Origin of the sequence: Shewanella sp. DAU305 (assembly GCF_026802235.1) — a bacterium.
GTDB classification, from domain to species: Bacteria; Pseudomonadota; Gammaproteobacteria; order Enterobacterales; family Shewanellaceae; genus Shewanella; species Shewanella baltica.
Genome location: NZ_CP113808.1, coordinates 4,487,747 through 4,504,512, shown reverse-complemented (window position 1 = coordinate 4,504,512; position 16,766 = coordinate 4,487,747). Strand labels below are relative to the sequence as shown.

The window sequence follows — 16,766 nt, the reverse complement described above, 5'->3', positions numbered from 1 at the left end:
GTGTTGGGCATCAGTACAGATAATAAAAAAGCCGCAAATTGCGGCTTTTTTAATTTTGGTTAATCTTATTATTTACGGCGGCGTAGTGCTGCCAAAGGTAACAAGATGAATGATAGCCAACCTAAACTACCACCTGAAGATTTACTCGGTGTTTCGACTGGAATGTCATTTACTTTTATTGACACAGTACTTACCACTTCGTCCATGCCATCATTTACTGTCAAGGCAAACGTGAGTGTTTCAGTTGCACTGACTTGCGGCGCAGTGAAGCTCAACGAAGCCGAATTTGCACTGGTTAATGTTACTGTATTTCCTGACGTTTGAGTCCAAGAGTAAGTGAGTACATCACTGGAGTCAGTATCAACTGCTATAGCGTTTATGCTAACTGCTTCACCTTCTTTAACTTCGGTTGCACTAGGGGTTAAATTAACGGTTGGAAGACTATTATTGTTTACGGTTATTGACACCGTACTTACAACATCGTCAGTACCATCATTCACGGTTAGTGTAAATTCTAATACCTCAGAGGAATCCAACAGTGGTGCGGTTACGCTTAATGATGCAGTGGTTTCACCTGTCAGTGTCGCTGCAGTACCTGAGGTTTGAGCCCAAGAGTAAGTAAGGGTATCACTAGTATCTGCATCAACTGCTGTTGCATTGATGCTTATTGATGCACCCTCTTTAACTTCTGTAGCGCTAGGAGTCAAAGTGACGATTGGACGATTATTATCATTTACTTTGATAGATACAGTGCTAACAACATCCGCTGTACCATCATTCACTGTTAGCATGAACTCTAAAACCTCATTGGCGTCAACACTTGGTGCATTGAAACTTAATGATGCTGTATTGGCTCCTGTCAGCGTAGCAGTCGTTCCTGAGGTTTGTGTCCAAGTATAAGTGAGGACATCATTAGCGTTAGCATCAATTGCTGTTGCATTAATGTTAACGGCATCTCCTTCTTTTACTTCTGATGCACTTGTAGCTAAAACTACATTAGGTACGCGGTTATCACATGCATTGAGATCGCCCGCCGTTTGTTCATTAAACACACTCGTTACAATATTTGAGAAGGTAGCGTTATCGACAATCCAACCAAATTCATTCGAGTTAGTATCTGAAACAATACGGAAGCGGAAACGAACTTCGTTACCATTTAATTTAGTACCGAAGTTCACTGTTTCATTCGCGCCTGGGAACGCCATGAAGCCAGTAAAGGCTTGACGTCCTGGAAGTAGATCTGCCAGTTCACCTGTATAGCCAGCGCCTTCAAATACACCACCTACTTGTGTTACATCCGCCCAATCGCCTCCATTGATACTGATTTCGACTACACCACCATCATAGTTTTCTTCAATTTCAAAGTATTGGAACCAGCTAATTTTAAAGTCGCCACCATAGCCAACAGTTACGGGCTTAGTTTCGTAAGCAACGTCTGAAGCGAAACCGTTGTTGGCAATACGAAGGTATTGAGTATCGACTGGGAAGTAGTCTGCATAGTCACTTTCAAGTTTCGCAGTGCCTTTGGCCATATCACCACCGCTGATGACGTGCTCTTTAAAATCGACTAACCCTGCCTGATTCTCCATATCACTTACAGACATATTGCTAATAGGCGCTTTATCTTTGAAGTCCATGTTTACTGTAGTAGTAAAGCTATACTCATCAGCCTCAGTTCCTTCATCTAAGGCTGGGAACGTCAGTTTTAATACTACGCTATCTGCAGTTGCAGCCTCATTGAGCGTCAGTTCAATAGGAATACTTGTCGCCTCAGCAAATAAGTCTAGAGAGCCAAACATGACTTTGCCATCATTTGCAAAGGTAATGTTCTGGCCACTTGTAACCTCAACCTTACCTTCGAGTCCTTCAAACGCTTTGCTGCCTCGGTTAGTTATTGTGAAGCTAACTGTCCCGGTCTCACCTTTATCAAGAATGCCATCTTTACTGCAATAACCTACTGTCAAGCCTTCGTAATCGGCATTGACTGTGTGATTGTTAACCCCAAAAGTAGATAGTTCTGCTTTATATGATTCTACAACACCTTGATGTTTGGCATCGTAGCGAGCGGGTGATACAGCACCAAGACCCATACCGCGACGAGCAAAGGCTTTTACAAACAGCTCATAGTCTTTCGGTTCATTTGCGTAGGCTGCGGCAAGTAAGGCGTCACGAGCCTCGGTATAAGTTGGCGCAATTGGTGTCATCTTATAAGCGGCAACGAGGTAGTTCATCATCATACTTCGAGCTTCGGCAAAGCTATAACGTTCGTCGTTGATTAAAGATACATAACAGTCCCAAAGCATTGCGGCCCAAGGTTCACCCGCATCATGGACTTCAGCATTACCATTAACATCAGCTCCAGTTCCTTTTCCAAGTTCAACATTACCGAAGGTTAGTGGGTTGACTTCCATATCAGTACTATAAGGGTAGTTACGTATGCCGTTAAAGAAGGATGCAACATAAGTAATTGCAGCATAAGGTTTCTGGAATAACTCGTTGCCAGGGATCAGTGCATCATCTTCTTCAGAAATCACTAACAATGCATGGAAATCTCCCCAACCTTCGCCCATCGAACGGCCTTGTTGGTTGATTAGACCTGATGAGTTACCTACTAAACGGTTACTGATGTAGTGTCCCCATTCGTGGGCAACAATCGCATTATCCCAAGAGCTATCTTTAAATGGCTTAGTATTGAACATGGTGACAGTGACGGGTTTAGCTGCATCGAGTTGCGCATAAATCAGTGCACCATCATTTTTTGATAAACCAATACTTGGGACTTTAACTGTATCGTCACTGCCACCCATTGGTGCCGGTTCAACAGTGCCGGAGTTATTCGCAATGAGAACACCAATAGCGCCTGCTTGCTGAGCAAACTTAGCTTTAACGGTAAATCCACAAACACCACGATCGATAATGGCAATTTTTCCTGCTAAATCAGCTGCATTTGTCGGTGCAGTGCAACCATCGTTAACAGGAGCTACTCCATCAACCAAACGAACTACATCGGCACTGATTTCAAATTGACCTTGTCCAAAGCTGGCGCGCTGTGTTGAATCGAGCAAACCTATAGCAGCATCAGAAGTCACTGTAACGCCATAGTCTTCACCGTTCACGGCATCTTTGCTATCCCAGAGATACATTTGCATTCTAGGTGATCGGCCATCAGCTGGTGTACTCATGTTGGCATTATTAAAGCCTGAGTTGTCTTGAACTTCAGCCCTAATCGCATCACCTTCTTCGCCGCCACGACCATAGTTTTGAGCTTGAGCGTTACCCGCTGCTTCATCAAAACCGTGATCATAAAACAAATCATGTAGATAGTTGTTCATGTAGAACAAGTTAACGATCGATGCCTTACGGTTATTAACTGAGCTTTCAGCTTGAGTTGTATTGTATTTGTAGTCGAAGGTTTTATCGCTGGTGATCTCAGCTGTAAAGTCGCCGTTGGTAAAGCCATCTGGAGCAAGGGCGTCCACGTAAGCAAATACGTTATTACCAGAGGTTGTTGTAGCCTCTTCTGCTAACCAAGGGTCCATTGTGCTGATAGGGCCTGAAGTGATAGTAACCATAGGAGCATCTAAATATTCAGTCGCATCGACTTGGTCTTTGCTCTCAGCTGGGACAACATTACCATGAGGCCCATCCCATGGAATACCTTGTTCGTCAGCGTATATACGGTAATTGAATGCAGCTTCCTGTGCGGTAAGATTATGTTTAAATAAAACTTTGTTATCTACATCACTAATGACAAAAGAATAGAATTCAGAATCCACACTTTCATTGTCGGCGACTTCAATTTCGACATAATGCGCAGGAACAAGTGAGCCCTTTAATTCAAAAAATACCGGTTTAGCTCTAGGTTCCCCCTTAAGCATTTTTGAACTATTAGACGCGGCTACATTAAAGGACTGATATTTACCAATCTTAGACGTCGCACTGATGCTCACATCGGCAACGCCCATTGCTCTTGATGCAACTTGTACTGCATTTGCGGGGTCATTAAAATCTGTTTTTATGCCTTTCAATTCAGTGACATTGGCAGTGCTCGCGGGTAGTAAGCTGCCAGAAGTTGCGACTAAATTAAATTCACGATTCATTAAAACATTGAAACTGCTGTTAAATACTTCAACACCTTGATATTCCTGCTGATATTTTGCAATCATAGCTCCGCGGCCAGTATCGTGTAGGCTTGCTAATATTGGCTTTAAACTAGTGTTCTTGCTTGTTGATAATCCAGTTACTTGATTGAGGTAATAATCCGCAGCAAAAGTGAGTTTGTACTTAGCATCTAAGGCACCCATATCTGGGGTTCTTTGACCAGATTTTGCCCATTGAAAAGTCGCAGTGCCAGTTTGGACATCATACTGGTCTTTCATACCGCTGACTGAGTTAGCGGCTTGAGTTTGTTGATTGTTAGTGAGGTTATTTGAGATTTGGTTGATACTGAGTGTATTGTTGTCTGCATTGGCGGCAGCTGAAAGCAGCGCCGCTGATATGGCGATCGATAGTTTTGTCTTCACAACTTCTTCCTTGTCAATTAATGCTTTCAGCACTATAGGGAACGTGCATTTAGCTTGATTGTTATAGTTATGCTGCAATCTTTGATTTTAGCAATGAAGTTGTAACACAGTTTTATCACTCAGTTAACACTTTCGGTTGAAAAAAGACCTATGTCACATTTTATGGGTCGGCACATTATTTATGGTGGATTTACTGTTTTTCCTGTTTAAGGCTTAACCGCTCTGACTATTGGGTTTTGTAGGCTGATTAAGGTTTCTGTTGACTGGATTTCATCAATCGATTGAATGCGATTGATGAGTACGTGCTGTAAACCATCGATGGACTGGCACATTACCTTTACGAAAATACTGTAGTTGCCTGTGGTGTAATAGGCTTCGACGACTTCTTCGAGGGCGTTGAGTTTGGCTATGGCGGCGGGGTAATCACCAGCACTTTTAAGATTGATACCGATAAAACAGCAGACGTCATAACCTAAGGCTTTAGGGTTTACTGTGATCTGCGCGCCTGTGATGATCCCCGCTTGCTTCATTTTTTCTACCCGAACATGGATAGTGCCAGCGCTAACGCTAAAGCGTTTAGCGAGTTCGGCAAAGGGCGTGCGGGCATCCTGCATTAGGGCTTCGAGGATATGATTATCGAGTTGATCGCGCTGAAATGCGGTATCCATAAATAAACTCTCTATAACGTAATGAATTGTCATAAAGTTACGTTTTTTTATGTGGAATTGCTACCGATTTTGCCCGTCTTAGTTGATTTTAGTGATCATTGTTCGCCCAAAGGCTCACAAAAAGGCACTTCTGCGCTAAAAGTCATACTGACACCCGTGTAAGGATGTTTGATGGTGAGCTCTGCCGCATGCAGTAATAGGCGTGGTGCTAAGGATTTGGCTAGTGGATCGGCATAAAAACCATCACCTAAGATCGGATGACCCAGCGCCATCATATGCACGCGCAATTGGTGTGAGCGGCCAGTGATTGGCGTGAGTTTCACCAGCGTCGAGCGTTTGGCACGACTTATTACTTGGTAGTGAGTCAACGACGGTTTGCCCACAAGATGATCGACTTTCTGTTTTGGGCGATTCGGCCAGTCGCAGATCAGCGGATAATCAATACTACCCGTATCATTTTTGACATGGCCAGCGACCCTTGCAAAGTAGGTCTTGCTGGTTTCTCTATCGTGGAATTGACGTTTTAATTCACGTTCAGCGCTACGAATAAGGGCGACAACGATCACGCCTGAGGTCGCCATATCGAGGCGGTGAACGATTTGGCTATGGGGATGTTCAGCTTTTACCCGAGCATAGACACTGTCGTAATGGGCGGGGGAGCGACCGGGCACAGACAACAATCCCGAAGGTTTGTTTATGACGATAATGTCTTTATCTTGATAAAGAATATCGAGCCAAGGAGTTGTCGGTGGTTGGTAAATAAAATCAGTCATAATGAGGCCTATTCGTCAATGCGCCGCAAAGATACTCTGCTAGGCTTGAGGGTGCAAGTGCGACGCCCAAAGATTGCCTGTGGCATGAACCTTTCTGAGATAACTAAAGCGTCGAAGTAAAGCGTATTAGTTGATGATTTGCTGATAGAGCTGGATTTAAGTTCTTGCTATAATTACGCTCTTTTTTGTTAACGACCCTGTTGAGCCTTTGAAGCCATGAGCCAGCCAGAGATATACACTCCCGAGAATCTTTCTCACGTCCATAACCGCCTTGAGTTATTGGCGCCTGCAAAAAATGCTGACTACGGTATAGAAGCCATACGCCATGGTGCCGATGCGGTATACATAGGGGGGCCCGCATTCGGTGCGCGGGCAACGGCTGGTAACAGTGTTGAAGATATCGCGCGCCTGTGTACTTATGCTCATCAATATCATGCTCAGGTATTCGTCGCCCTCAATACCATTTTGATGGATAACGAACTGGCCGACGCCGAAAAACTCATTTGGCAATTGTACGAAGCCGGTGCCGATGCGCTGATTGTGCAGGACATGGGTGTATTGCAACTCAATTTGCCGCCGATTGCCCTGCATGCCAGTACACAAATGGATAATCGCAGCCCAGAAAAAGTGGCGTTCTTAGAGCAAGTTGGTTTTTCTCAGGTGGTGCTCGCCCGCGAATTAGGCTTGAGCCAAATCCGTGATGTGGCCGCGCATACTAATATGCAGCTCGAATTCTTTATCCACGGAGCTCTGTGTGTGGCTTACAGTGGTTTGTGTAACTTGAGTCATTCCTTTAGTAACCGCAGTGCTAACCGCGGTGAATGCTCGCAAATGTGTCGTCTGCCGGGTAATCTTAAAACCCGTCAAGGCGACGTGTTAGCGCAGAACGAACATTTATTGTCTTTAAAAGACAATAACCAAACTGAAAACCTTGAAGCGCTCATCGATGCGGGCATTCGCTCGTTTAAGATTGAAGGTCGCTTAAAAGATTTAAGTTACGTTAAAAACGTCACCGCACATTATCGCCAAAAGCTGGATGCGATTATGGCGCGTCGTCCTGAGTTTAAGGCTTCGTCCCACGGCCGCTGTGAACATTCCTTTATCCCCGATCCTGAAAAGACCTTTAACCGTGGCAGCACAGATTACTTTGTTAACGAACGTAGCCAAGGGATTAAAGATTTCCGCTCGCCAAAATACATAGGCGAAGAAGTCGGTAAAGTGGTCAGCATAGGCAAAGACTTTATCCAAGTGAGCTCAACCCATGAGTTTAATAACGGCGATGGCTTAGCGTTCTTCCCTGCGAATTTTGCCATGGCAAAACAATCGGATGACAAGTTGCAAGGACTGCGGGTTAACCGCGCCGAAGGCTTAAAACTGCATATATTGCAGGTGCCGCGAGATTTAAAAGTCGGCATGACTTTATACCGTAACCATAACCAAGCCTTCGAAGCACTGTTATCGAAAGAATCTTCTAAGCGGATTATCGGCGTCGATTTACGTTTGAGCGACACTCAAGACGGACTGGCGCTGACCTTGACCGATATCTATGGCCTAAGCGCCACAGTCAATTTAGTGGTCGAGAAGACGCCTGCGACAGATGTCGACAAGACCTTACAAAATACCCGCACTCAGCTGGCTAAGCTCGGTAGCACCGACTTTGTTGCCCGCAGTATCAGTATCGATACGGCGCAAGCCTGGTTCTTGCCAGTGTCTGTGCTCAATGGCCTGCGTCGTGATGGCGTGGCCGCCTTAGAGGCTGCACGTATACAAGGTTATGTGCGTCCACTGCCGTGGAAACATAATCAAGATGCAGTGTATCCCGTCAAGCATTTGAGTTACTTAGGTAACGTAGCCAACGAAAAGGCCAAGGATTTTTATCAACGTCACGGCGTGATTGAGATCCAAGATACCTATGAGAAAAACGGCGTCACTGAAGACGTGCCATTGATGATCACTAAGCATTGTCTGCGGTTTAACTTCAATCTGTGTCCGAAGGAAGTACCAGGCATCAAGGCCGATCCTATGGTGCTTGAAATCGGTAACGATGTGCTCAAGTTGGTATTCGACTGTCCTAAATGCGAAATGATGGTGGTCGGTGAAAACCGTCAAGTGCGAGGCCAGAAACACCTTTAACACTTGTCATTAGGAGCATTGCCCAGTGCAATGCTCCTAACACCCATTCAGCTAGCATCTGTGCACCTACATCTGCCTACCTATCATTGATGTTGTTCTCACCATAGCTACTCCCATATTTTCATCAAAGCCCGATATTGCACATGCGACGATCAGCGGATATCTTATTGAAAATAATATTAATAATAAGGGATATTAAAATGGGATTGTTAGACGGTTTACTCGGTAATGCTTCTGAGGTTGATTTACAGGAATTGGCCGAGGAATTAAGGCCTATCATGGGCATTCAAGAAGAATTAAAACTCGCCTACAAAGTGATCCGCGATTTATTTATTTTCACCAATAAACGTCTGATCTTAATTGATAAGCAGGGGCTTACTGGCAAGAAGGTTACTTACCATTCCATACCGTATAAATCCATTACCCATTTTGAAGTGGAAACCACAGGCCATTTTGATATGGATGCCGAGCTCAAAATCTGGATCTCAGGCCAGAGTGAGCCTTTAGTAAAAGAGCTTAAACGTGGCACGGATGTTGTCGGTATTCAAAAGACCATCGCCACTTTTGCACTTTAGTTTTTAGTCTTGCGACTAGATTTCCATTACTTCTATCGAGCTGGCGATTAAGGTAAGTAAGACAAATAAGGTAAGCCAAGTTAAATCAGGGCTTACCGGATTATCTATACTCACCCTTCATACCTATTGGTACTGAAATTATCCATATCAATTTGATTAATTTAATAATATCGCACTCGTGCTGGTGGTATGCTCTATCGGCTCTCCTGCCATAGTGTAGGTTTCGGAGAGTTTGAGCTTACCTTGCTCGTCGTATTGATTGTGGATACCGACCCAGAATTGTTCTTCTCCTTGGATCTGTAAATTACCTTCTTCGGCAATGTGGCTATTGGGATGATAGCGCTTCATTGAATAAAGCTTACTTTCGTCGTCAAATTTTAAGTGGTAAGACAATATCGGCTCTTTGGCGTCGACATCCGCTGCGGCTTGTGTTTGTGCTTGTTTCGCTGTGGTATCGCCATTGAGTCTGTGATACTTGTTGCGGGACAAATATGCGCTATTGCTGCTATGGCTAGCACTGTGTTCACTGTTGTCTGAACGCTGGTTTAGCCCGTCATTTTCCCAATCAGCACGATCATAATCAAAGTCATCGCTCTCGTCTTCGCTTTCATCATAGTCACTGATGTCGCAATTATCATAGCCATAATTACGGGGCTCTGCGTTATCCCATTCTGCTTCGTCATCTTCTTGAGTCGATAGAGGCTGATTAACATCAAAGTAGTGACGACTTTCTATAAGTTGGCCTTCTTCATCTAGCCAGACTTCACGATACACTTGTCCTTGGGGCGTAAAACGCTGCCAATGGCCGATATCGAGGTAACGGCCATCGATAATTTGGATTGTGCCAGTTTCTAAGATTAAACCTTGAGGTGATAAGGATTTAGAGCTAAATAAATCCCCTTGCGTACGGGTGAGTAACCAGCGAATGGCGCCATCTTCATAGTATTCTATGCGAGTGTCGGCAATACCGTCTTGATAGTATTCCCTTTGATTATTCTCAAGATGATAGCCGCAGCGGGTATTCGAGTGGCTCTGATAGGATTCGAGGATCCCCTTTTTGTTATAAAAGCTGGATTCTCTGAGGTAGCCTTGGCCGTCGCGCACTTCATACTCAGAGATAGTGCGAATGGTGCCATCTTGGTAAAACCAGCGGGCTGTACCGTCACGGTTGCCTTGGGTGTGCGGTAAATACATTTGAATTTGCTGGTTTTCGTAGTATTCGATAAAGGGCGCTACCGAGAGATTATTTTGGTATTGGCCTTCGCCCGAAAGCACGCCGCTTTTGTAATAGCTTTTAAACAGACCTTCTCTGAGTCCCTTTTCAAGGTAGATCTCAAGGGCGAGTTGGCCATTGTCATGGTACCAATAAGCTGTACCTTGTTCTTTGCCATTCTCGAAGGGAATTTTCTCTTCGAGCTGACCATTGGCATACCATTTTTCTCGGTCGCCGTGGGCAATACCGTTATTGAAGTTGAGTTGTTTGGCGAGCTTGCCATTTGGATGCCACTCTTTACGCTCCCCTTCAATCAAACCTTCAGGATTGAACTGCTCTCGCCATGCGATATGACCGCTTTCGTAGAAGGTTTCGACGCTTTTACCCATGTCATTAATGAAGATAGTTTGCTTGATCAAGCCATTGGTGTGAAACCAAAACTCTTGCACTATATGGCCATGCTCATGAGTAATTTCGGCTTGTAGGGCGCCACATTCGTAGTACATATACTCAATGCCGTGGATTTTATTCGCCACCATAGGGCGGTTAAGCCATAAATTCCCCGATTCGTAGAAACGCGCCAAGTTGTTGATATAGTTGCCACTGCGGTCGAGTTCGGCGGTTTCTCTTATTTTGCCATTCGTATGATAACGGGTGACATACATGCCATTCGCGTGGCGATCTTCACTTTGCGTTTTCTTGCCCTCATGGTCGTACCATGTTTGTTTGCCGAGTTGTAGGTCATTAACAAAGTGGCCTTCAAAAAGCAGTGTCCCTAGGGCGTCGAATTGGCGCGAAATCCCATTACGCTCGCCAAAGTAATTTGAATCGACGGCTTGGGTGAGTCCTGGGCTTTGGGTGATAATTCTCAGCATACCCGCGCCGTCTTCAGCAGTGAGTTGATGGTAAGTGCGATGCAGTTGGCCTGTTAAACTGGCGTAATCTTGAATGTCACCTTGTACTATATTGTCTGCATCGAGCGTAAAGTGGCTTATCAATAAAGCCTCTAGATTATTAAGTTCAACCTGCCACAACTCTTTTACTAAGTCGCTCTTTTTGGGGATGATACTGCAGACTTTGTCTTTGCCGAGCCAAAAGTGTTGCTCGGGAAAAGGGGATTGATTGCCGATTTCGAGGCGGTCGAATTCGGTTTGGTGAAAGTCACAGCATTCATTGGCATTTTCCCAGCCTAAGAGTTCTATGACTTGGGGCGTATCGTAGTGATAGAGAGTTAAGCTGTGGTTGGCATTTTCTTCACAAGCGGTCGCGTCTGCCTTTGTCGCATGGATTTTTAAGCTGAAGTGACGCTGGAATAGCGGCGCAGTGACAAACGGCTCCTGCGTTTGCTTTTGTTCTTGGCTGGGTGCTTGTGGTTCAGTTTGAAGATGAATGTCTTTTGGATCGCGGCTAGTTTGGCTTGAGGGAAATAATTTGGCTTTTAATGCGCGAAACAACGACATTGGGGGAGATCTCCATATCCATATGTAAAACAATAAGCTTATCTGATGGATACTCATGGCCCTTGAGTATTTCAGTGCGCATATCATAGCGGTTAATGGTTTCGTTTCTCAATGTTTGATTGTTAAAAATACAGTTTAATCAGCAGAGAGAGCGAATAAAAGCAGAGGAATAAACACAAAATGCTTGATAACTTTTTTGCAAAATTACCCACTGATTTATCGGCGGAAGTGTTTGAAAAACTGGCGGGTAATGACATTGTGACCATAGAGCGCATCGTTTCTAATGGGCAATATACCCAAGCTACCTGAAGATACGAGTTTCAGAGCGCTTAGGGTGCTTCAATTCAAGGCGCATCAATGACAGAATGTCGGCCACCTTCTGAATTGATGCAACACGGAAGTGGAGTGCCCTAAGCGCTCCGTCCCGGCGGGTTTTAACGCACTTTATGCCGTGTTGGCTATTTTTAACTTAGTCCACTAGGTCTGCAAATAGCCGCCTTGCCTAAAGTGCGTTAAATTCCCGCTGAATCCTGCATCTTCAGGTGGTTTGGGTATCTACCCGATGCTCAATGGTACGATCAAACTCAACATGAATGGGTGATGTTACTTAAAGGGGAGGCGACGCTTGAATTTGAACAAGATGAACCCGTTACGCTAACCCCTGGTGATTACTTAACGATTGTGCCCCATCAAAAACACCGCGTTGCTTCGACTTCTAACAGCTCAGAAACCCTATGGCTCGCGGTATTTTACGATTGATGAGGGCAGTCGCGTTAACACCGCCGACTAACGATTCTGCCATAGCCAACTGGGCGTATTGAGCAAGTCTTGGCCTTGGATCTGCGTTTGGCCTAAGGTTTTGTCTAAGGCCAAGGTATTGCAGTGTTCAAATTGGCTTAAGGCATTGATAAGCCGATTGGCGTGGGACACCACCCACAGCTGACACTCCTCTGATACCTTAGCAATTAAGCGTGCCAGCGCAGGCAATAAATCTGGATGCAGACTGGTTTCTGGCTCGTTTAACACCATAAGTTCTGGCGGTCTTGGGGTCAGTAGGGCGGCGATTAACAGCAAATAACGCAAGGTGCCGTCCGACAATTCACTGGCATTGAGTGGCCTTAATAAACCATGTTGATGAAATGCGAGCACTAAAATGCCGCCCGCTTGAGGCTCGATTCGAACCTTAGCACCGGGAAATGCATCGCTCACCGCATGATCGAAAGCCGATTTATCGCCTATCTCAAAAATGGTTTGAATTGCCGAGGCTAAATCACGGCCATCGTGGTGCAATACCGGCGTAGCCGTGCCTAATTGTGGTCGCCGTGCAGGGGCTTCGGCATCGGTTCTGAAGTGATCGTAAAAGCGCCACGCGCGGATACTGTCGCGAAGCTTGAGCACTTCTGGGCAGCGCTCGGGATCGGCAAGCTCGGTAAAAATACTGTCGCCAGTTTGCAGGTGGGCGCCTAAGATTATCCAGCCTTTTCCATCAGCACTGCGGCTTTTCACCATTGGACCACGGCGCTCGACTAACACTGTAGAGGGGCGATACTTAGGTCCGTTCCAAATGGCTTCGCGCTTGATTTGTGGATCTAAGCCAAACAGCGTAGTGGCGTCGGGTTCAGGTAAACCGAGTTCAATAAGATAGCTAAAGTCCTCGCCGCCAAAGCCGAGCTTTAAGCGTTTTGGCGCTTGCCTGACGGTGGCCTCAATGGCTGTGTCACCCGCTAACATGCTTTTGGTGAAATTTTCTGGCCCCGCCCAAAAGCTGGAGTCGAGTCCGCCTTCTTGGGCTAATGCGTTGACGACACCGCCTTGCGCCGTTTGTGCCAGTAAACGTAGCGCCTTGTATAGATTCGATTTACCACTGCCATTTGCCCCTGTGATCAAATTCAGTTGCCCTAGGGGCAAGACGATTTCACGCAGAGAGCGATAATTGAAAATGGCGAGTGTGGTCAGCATAGAATATCCAAGACTGAAACGAGCAGATAAGCCCGTAAATTTTTCGACAACGTAAATTAAATAGGGCGATAAAACAATGCTATTTACAGTAGTACTTTATTGAGCACGCGTTGCCAGTTGCCACCCATAAAGCGGTCGCGGTCGGTGGCTTTAAAGCGCGCCTTGGCTAAGGCATCGTCGATACGGCTCATGCGATCGATATGATTTAGCTCGGGGATCACGACATGCCTTGGCTCTGCATCAAAACCTAGCACGCCTTTTGCTCTCAGGCTGTACCACCATTCTTGATATTCTTTAATGCCTTTGGCGTTGTCATTACCGAGTGCCAGTAGGTTTTCTTGGCCACGCAGCGGGAAGTCGTTGGCAATTGCCACACTATCCACACCGCCGACACGCGACACATATTCCAGTTGGCGAATATAGTCATCGATCGTGGGCACTGCATTATTGGTGAGCCAGAAGCTCATCATAAATACGCCGAATACGCCGCCGCTATCGCCGATGGCGCGGATCACTTCATCGGGTGAACAACGGGCATGGTTAACTATGCCGCGCGCTGCACCGTGACTCTGCACTATGGGAGACTTCGTGATCTTAGCGACATCTAAAGCGGTTTGGGCGCTGGAGTGACTCACATCGACCAAGATATTGGCATGATTGAGTTTGGCTATAAGTTCGCGTCCATGGGTGGTGAGCGGCTTGTTGAGTCCGCCATTGGCATCACTGTCTAAGGCGCCGCCGGCGAAGGTGTTGCCATAGTGGTGGGTGAGCTGTAATACGCGCAGCCCTTGTTGATGGAATTCATCCACCTGTGCCCACTGATTAGCTTCACTGTCTTCTTCGACACAATCTGCGCCTTGGATTTGAAAGAACACCGCAGTGCGTTGGCTGTCGCGGGCACGTTGAATATCGCGTCCCCTCAGGCCTTGCAGTAAAATATCGGGATGTTCGTTCACCCTTTTAGCGGCCTGCTTAATGCTTTCCATGCAAGCTTTATAGGTGCGTTTGTAGTTTTGAGTGCCATCGGCTTGTTCTATGGTCTCAATCGCCGAAATATCGCATATATAAGCGTCGAGTTTAGAGGCTGTTACATCACTTAAGTCATCGGGAAGGAAGGATAAACCATCGACATATATCCGCCTTGGTTTGGCGGCAAAGCTTGGCATACTGGCGAGTGGACTTAATAGTGTTGCTGCGCCAAGACCTTTAAGAAGAGTACGACGGTGGTGATTGACTGCCTTGATGGGCATGCTCGGTTCCTATCAATAACTCAAATGTAACTTCTTTATACCTTTTTAGGGCGTAGAAGTCTTTGATTAAATCCCTTTTTTGGCCTTTTTCCCCGAGCTGGAGTTGTGATGATTTGTTATTGCCAAGCGGTTTCAATTATCGCTGGTCGCAGTAAATGAAAACCCTTGGCCTGTGGCTATCGTGAAGCTATAGAGTGGCTTCAAGCATGGCTTTTACGAGAGAGTTAAGGCCGTTGGTGCGTGATGGGCTGAGCTGACCTTCTAGGCCCAATTGTTTGAAGTAAGCTGTAGGATCAAATGCTTGGATCTCCGCGCGACTTTTGCCATGGCAGGCGCCAAGCAATAATCCGATCAATCCCTTAACAATGCGGGCATCGCTGTCGGCTAAATAATAGTGCTTGCCAGCCTGTTCGAGGTGATAAATCCACGCATCACTTTCACAACCTTTTACCTGAGCGGCTTCGACGCGAAGTTCTGGGCTTAAACTCGGTAAGTCTTTGCCTAGCAACATAATTTGGCGATATCTTTCCTGCCAGTTAGGTGCCTTGGTAAAACGCGCTAGCAAGGTCTCGGCATCTTGCACTGAATAGTGAAAATCGGCCTCGCTTGGCATAGGCATAGTCGAATCTGTCATAGGGCTAAATCCTGTCTCACTTATTGAGCGTAACTTATCTTGAGCGCATGAGTCGCGTGGTTCAGTCGTTAAATACTGGATCACAGCAGCAAGTCTTTTACCGAGGCCAACGCGGCAATAAAGCGGTCGATATCGTCTTTATTGGTGTAGATACCGATAGAGGCGCGGCAACAGCCCTTAAGATTCAGACTCTGCATTAATGGCATGGCGCAGTGATGGCCGCAGCGCACGGCAATCCCTTGTTGGTCCAGCAAAATGCCCACATCTTGATGATGTTCATCGGCAAGATTAAAGGCGACGACGCCAATATTGTCATCAAAAGCGCCGTATAAATGCACTTCACCGAGCGCGCGCAATTGGCTTTGTAAATAGTTAACTAATTCAGCTTCATAAGCTTGAACCTGCGGTGTGAGCTCGGTTTGTAAAAATGTAATGGCCGCGCCCAAACCTATGACTTCGGCAATTGGCGGCGTGCCCGCTTCTAAGCGATTCGGTAGGCTGCCAAATTCTGTCGCTTCAAAACTCACGCGTTTAATCATCTCACCGCCAGTTAATAGTGGCGCGAGATTATCTAACACGTCGAAATGGCCGTAAAGCACGCCAACGCCAGTGGGACCATACATTTTATGCCCCGAGAAAACGTAAAAATCACAATCAATTTCAGTCACATCCAGCGTTAAGTGCGCCACTGCCTGCGCACCATCAACTAAGGTTATTGCACCTTGGGCTTTTGCTAACTGAACTAACTGAGCCACGGGATTGACTGTGCCTAGGGCGTTGGAAACATGGCAAAGCGCGACGATTTTTGGCTTTAACTCGAGCAAGGTTTTATAGGCGCTGACATCTAAGCGGCAAGCTTGATCGAGAGGGATTGGCTTAATCACAGCGCCCGTGCGTTTTGCCAGCTCCTGCCAAGGTACGATATTGGCGTGGTGGGCGGCGGCGTCGATTAATATCACATCACCAGCGTTGACGTGTGCAGTGAGTCCAAAGGCGACTAAGTTGATTGATTCTGTGGTGCCGTGGGTAAAGATGATTTCTTCGCGGCGTTCGGCCTTTAAAAATAGCTGCAGTTGATCGCGCACTTTTTCATAACTTAAGGTCGATCGCGCCGATAACTGGTGCGCCGCGCGGTGTACATTAGCATTGTCGTTAGCGTAAAACTGCGCCATGGCATCTAACACCATTTGCGGTTTCTGGCTGGTGGCTGCGGTGTCGAGATAACACAAGGGATAGCCATCAAGCAGTTGATTTAACGCTGGGAATTGTGACCTAATTTTAGCATTGCGCTGCTCTGCTTCTAATGAACAAAGAACCGCTGTGGCATCAGGAGAGGCACTTGCCGAAGGATGTGAGGTAACAGTATTCGTCGCTGTGTGAGTCACAGTATTTGGCGTAGGCGATGCAGGTTGAGTCATAGATGAGGCTAAAGGCAATGAAAAAGGCCAAGGGATCTTCTGTGATCTGCCATGTTAATGCAAGTTTTAGCGGTTTGTTGAGGCGTTGACATTGGAAGGCGGTATTGAGCGTCTAATTTCACCAACGTTTGTTCAAACTTCTGCCCTCTGGTATTTCGCG

Annotated in this window: 12 protein-coding genes; 4 read left to right on the top strand and 8 right to left on the bottom strand. The window is 46.2% G+C overall.

Annotated elements, in window-relative coordinates; genetic code table 11:
* Positions 1 to 68 precede the first annotated feature (68 nt).
* The 3 genes from OX890_RS19100 to rluA form a co-directional block, all read right to left on the bottom strand.
* Positions 69 to 4,523 carry a rhombosortase-dependent M36 family metallopeptidase gene (locus OX890_RS19100; protein WP_268649747.1) on the bottom strand — a complete coding sequence of 1,485 codons (4,455 nt, stop codon included), beginning with the start codon at positions 4,521 to 4,523 and terminating at the stop codon, positions 69 to 71.
* Between the two features lie 206 nt (positions 4,524 to 4,729).
* A complete protein-coding gene (asnC, locus tag OX890_RS19095; RefSeq protein ID WP_006080290.1) occupies positions 4,730 to 5,191 on the bottom strand; it encodes a transcriptional regulator AsnC in 462 nt (153 codons plus the stop codon).
* Positions 5,192 to 5,286: 95 nt separating this feature from the next.
* On the bottom strand, positions 5,287 to 5,964 hold the full coding sequence (gene rluA, locus OX890_RS19090; RefSeq protein WP_268649746.1) for a bifunctional tRNA pseudouridine(32) synthase/23S rRNA pseudouridine(746) synthase RluA: 678 nt from the start codon (positions 5,962 to 5,964) through the stop codon (positions 5,287 to 5,289).
* Between the two features lie 216 nt (positions 5,965 to 6,180).
* Here rluA and OX890_RS19085 point away from each other — a divergent pair, with 216 nt between their 5' ends.
* Positions 6,181 to 8,097, top strand: a complete 1,917-nt coding sequence (locus tag OX890_RS19085) for a peptidase U32 family protein (protein ID WP_126492699.1) — start codon at positions 6,181 to 6,183, stop codon at positions 8,095 to 8,097.
* A gap of 200 nt (positions 8,098 to 8,297) precedes the next feature.
* A complete protein-coding gene (locus tag OX890_RS19080; protein ID WP_006084057.1) occupies positions 8,298 to 8,672 on the top strand; it encodes a PH domain-containing protein in 375 nt (124 codons plus the stop codon).
* A 156-nt stretch (positions 8,673 to 8,828) separates the two neighbouring features.
* Here the strand turns inward: OX890_RS19080 and OX890_RS19075 are convergent, their stop codons facing one another.
* On the bottom strand, positions 8,829 to 11,345 hold the full coding sequence (locus OX890_RS19075; RefSeq protein ID WP_268649745.1) for a toxin-antitoxin system YwqK family antitoxin: 2,517 nt from the start codon (positions 11,343 to 11,345) through the stop codon (positions 8,829 to 8,831).
* Between the two features lie 180 nt (positions 11,346 to 11,525).
* Here OX890_RS19075 and OX890_RS19070 point away from each other — a divergent pair, with 180 nt between their 5' ends.
* Both OX890_RS19070 and OX890_RS19065 read left to right on the top strand, forming a co-directional pair.
* Complete coding sequence (locus tag OX890_RS19070) at positions 11,526 to 11,654, top strand: cupin (protein WP_259522521.1); 129 nt, start codon at positions 11,526 to 11,528, stop codon at positions 11,652 to 11,654.
* Between the two features lie 207 nt (positions 11,655 to 11,861).
* Positions 11,862 to 12,104 (top strand): cupin domain-containing protein, encoded by a 243-nt coding sequence (locus tag OX890_RS19065; protein ID WP_268650627.1) that lies wholly within the window; start codon positions 11,862 to 11,864, stop codon positions 12,102 to 12,104.
* Positions 12,105 to 12,131: 27 nt separating this feature from the next.
* Here OX890_RS19065 and OX890_RS19060 read toward each other — a convergent pair whose 3' ends face one another.
* From OX890_RS19060 to OX890_RS19045, 4 genes are all read right to left on the bottom strand, one after another.
* Entirely contained in the window at positions 12,132 to 13,304 is a 1,173-nt protein-coding gene (locus OX890_RS19060) for an AAA family ATPase (RefSeq protein ID WP_115333937.1), read from the bottom strand.
* Positions 13,305 to 13,387: 83 nt separating this feature from the next.
* Positions 13,388 to 14,554: a membrane dipeptidase gene (locus OX890_RS19055; protein ID WP_268649744.1), complete on the bottom strand. Its 1,167-nt coding sequence runs from the start codon at positions 14,552 to 14,554 to the stop codon at positions 13,388 to 13,390.
* A 187-nt stretch (positions 14,555 to 14,741) separates the two neighbouring features.
* Positions 14,742 to 15,188: a SufE family protein gene (locus OX890_RS19050; RefSeq protein ID WP_268649743.1), complete on the bottom strand. Its 447-nt coding sequence runs from the start codon at positions 15,186 to 15,188 to the stop codon at positions 14,742 to 14,744.
* 80 nt (positions 15,189 to 15,268) lie between these two features.
* Entirely contained in the window at positions 15,269 to 16,606 is a 1,338-nt protein-coding gene (locus OX890_RS19045) for an aminotransferase class V-fold PLP-dependent enzyme (protein ID WP_268649742.1), read from the bottom strand.
* Between the last annotated feature and the right edge of the window lie 160 nt (positions 16,607 to 16,766).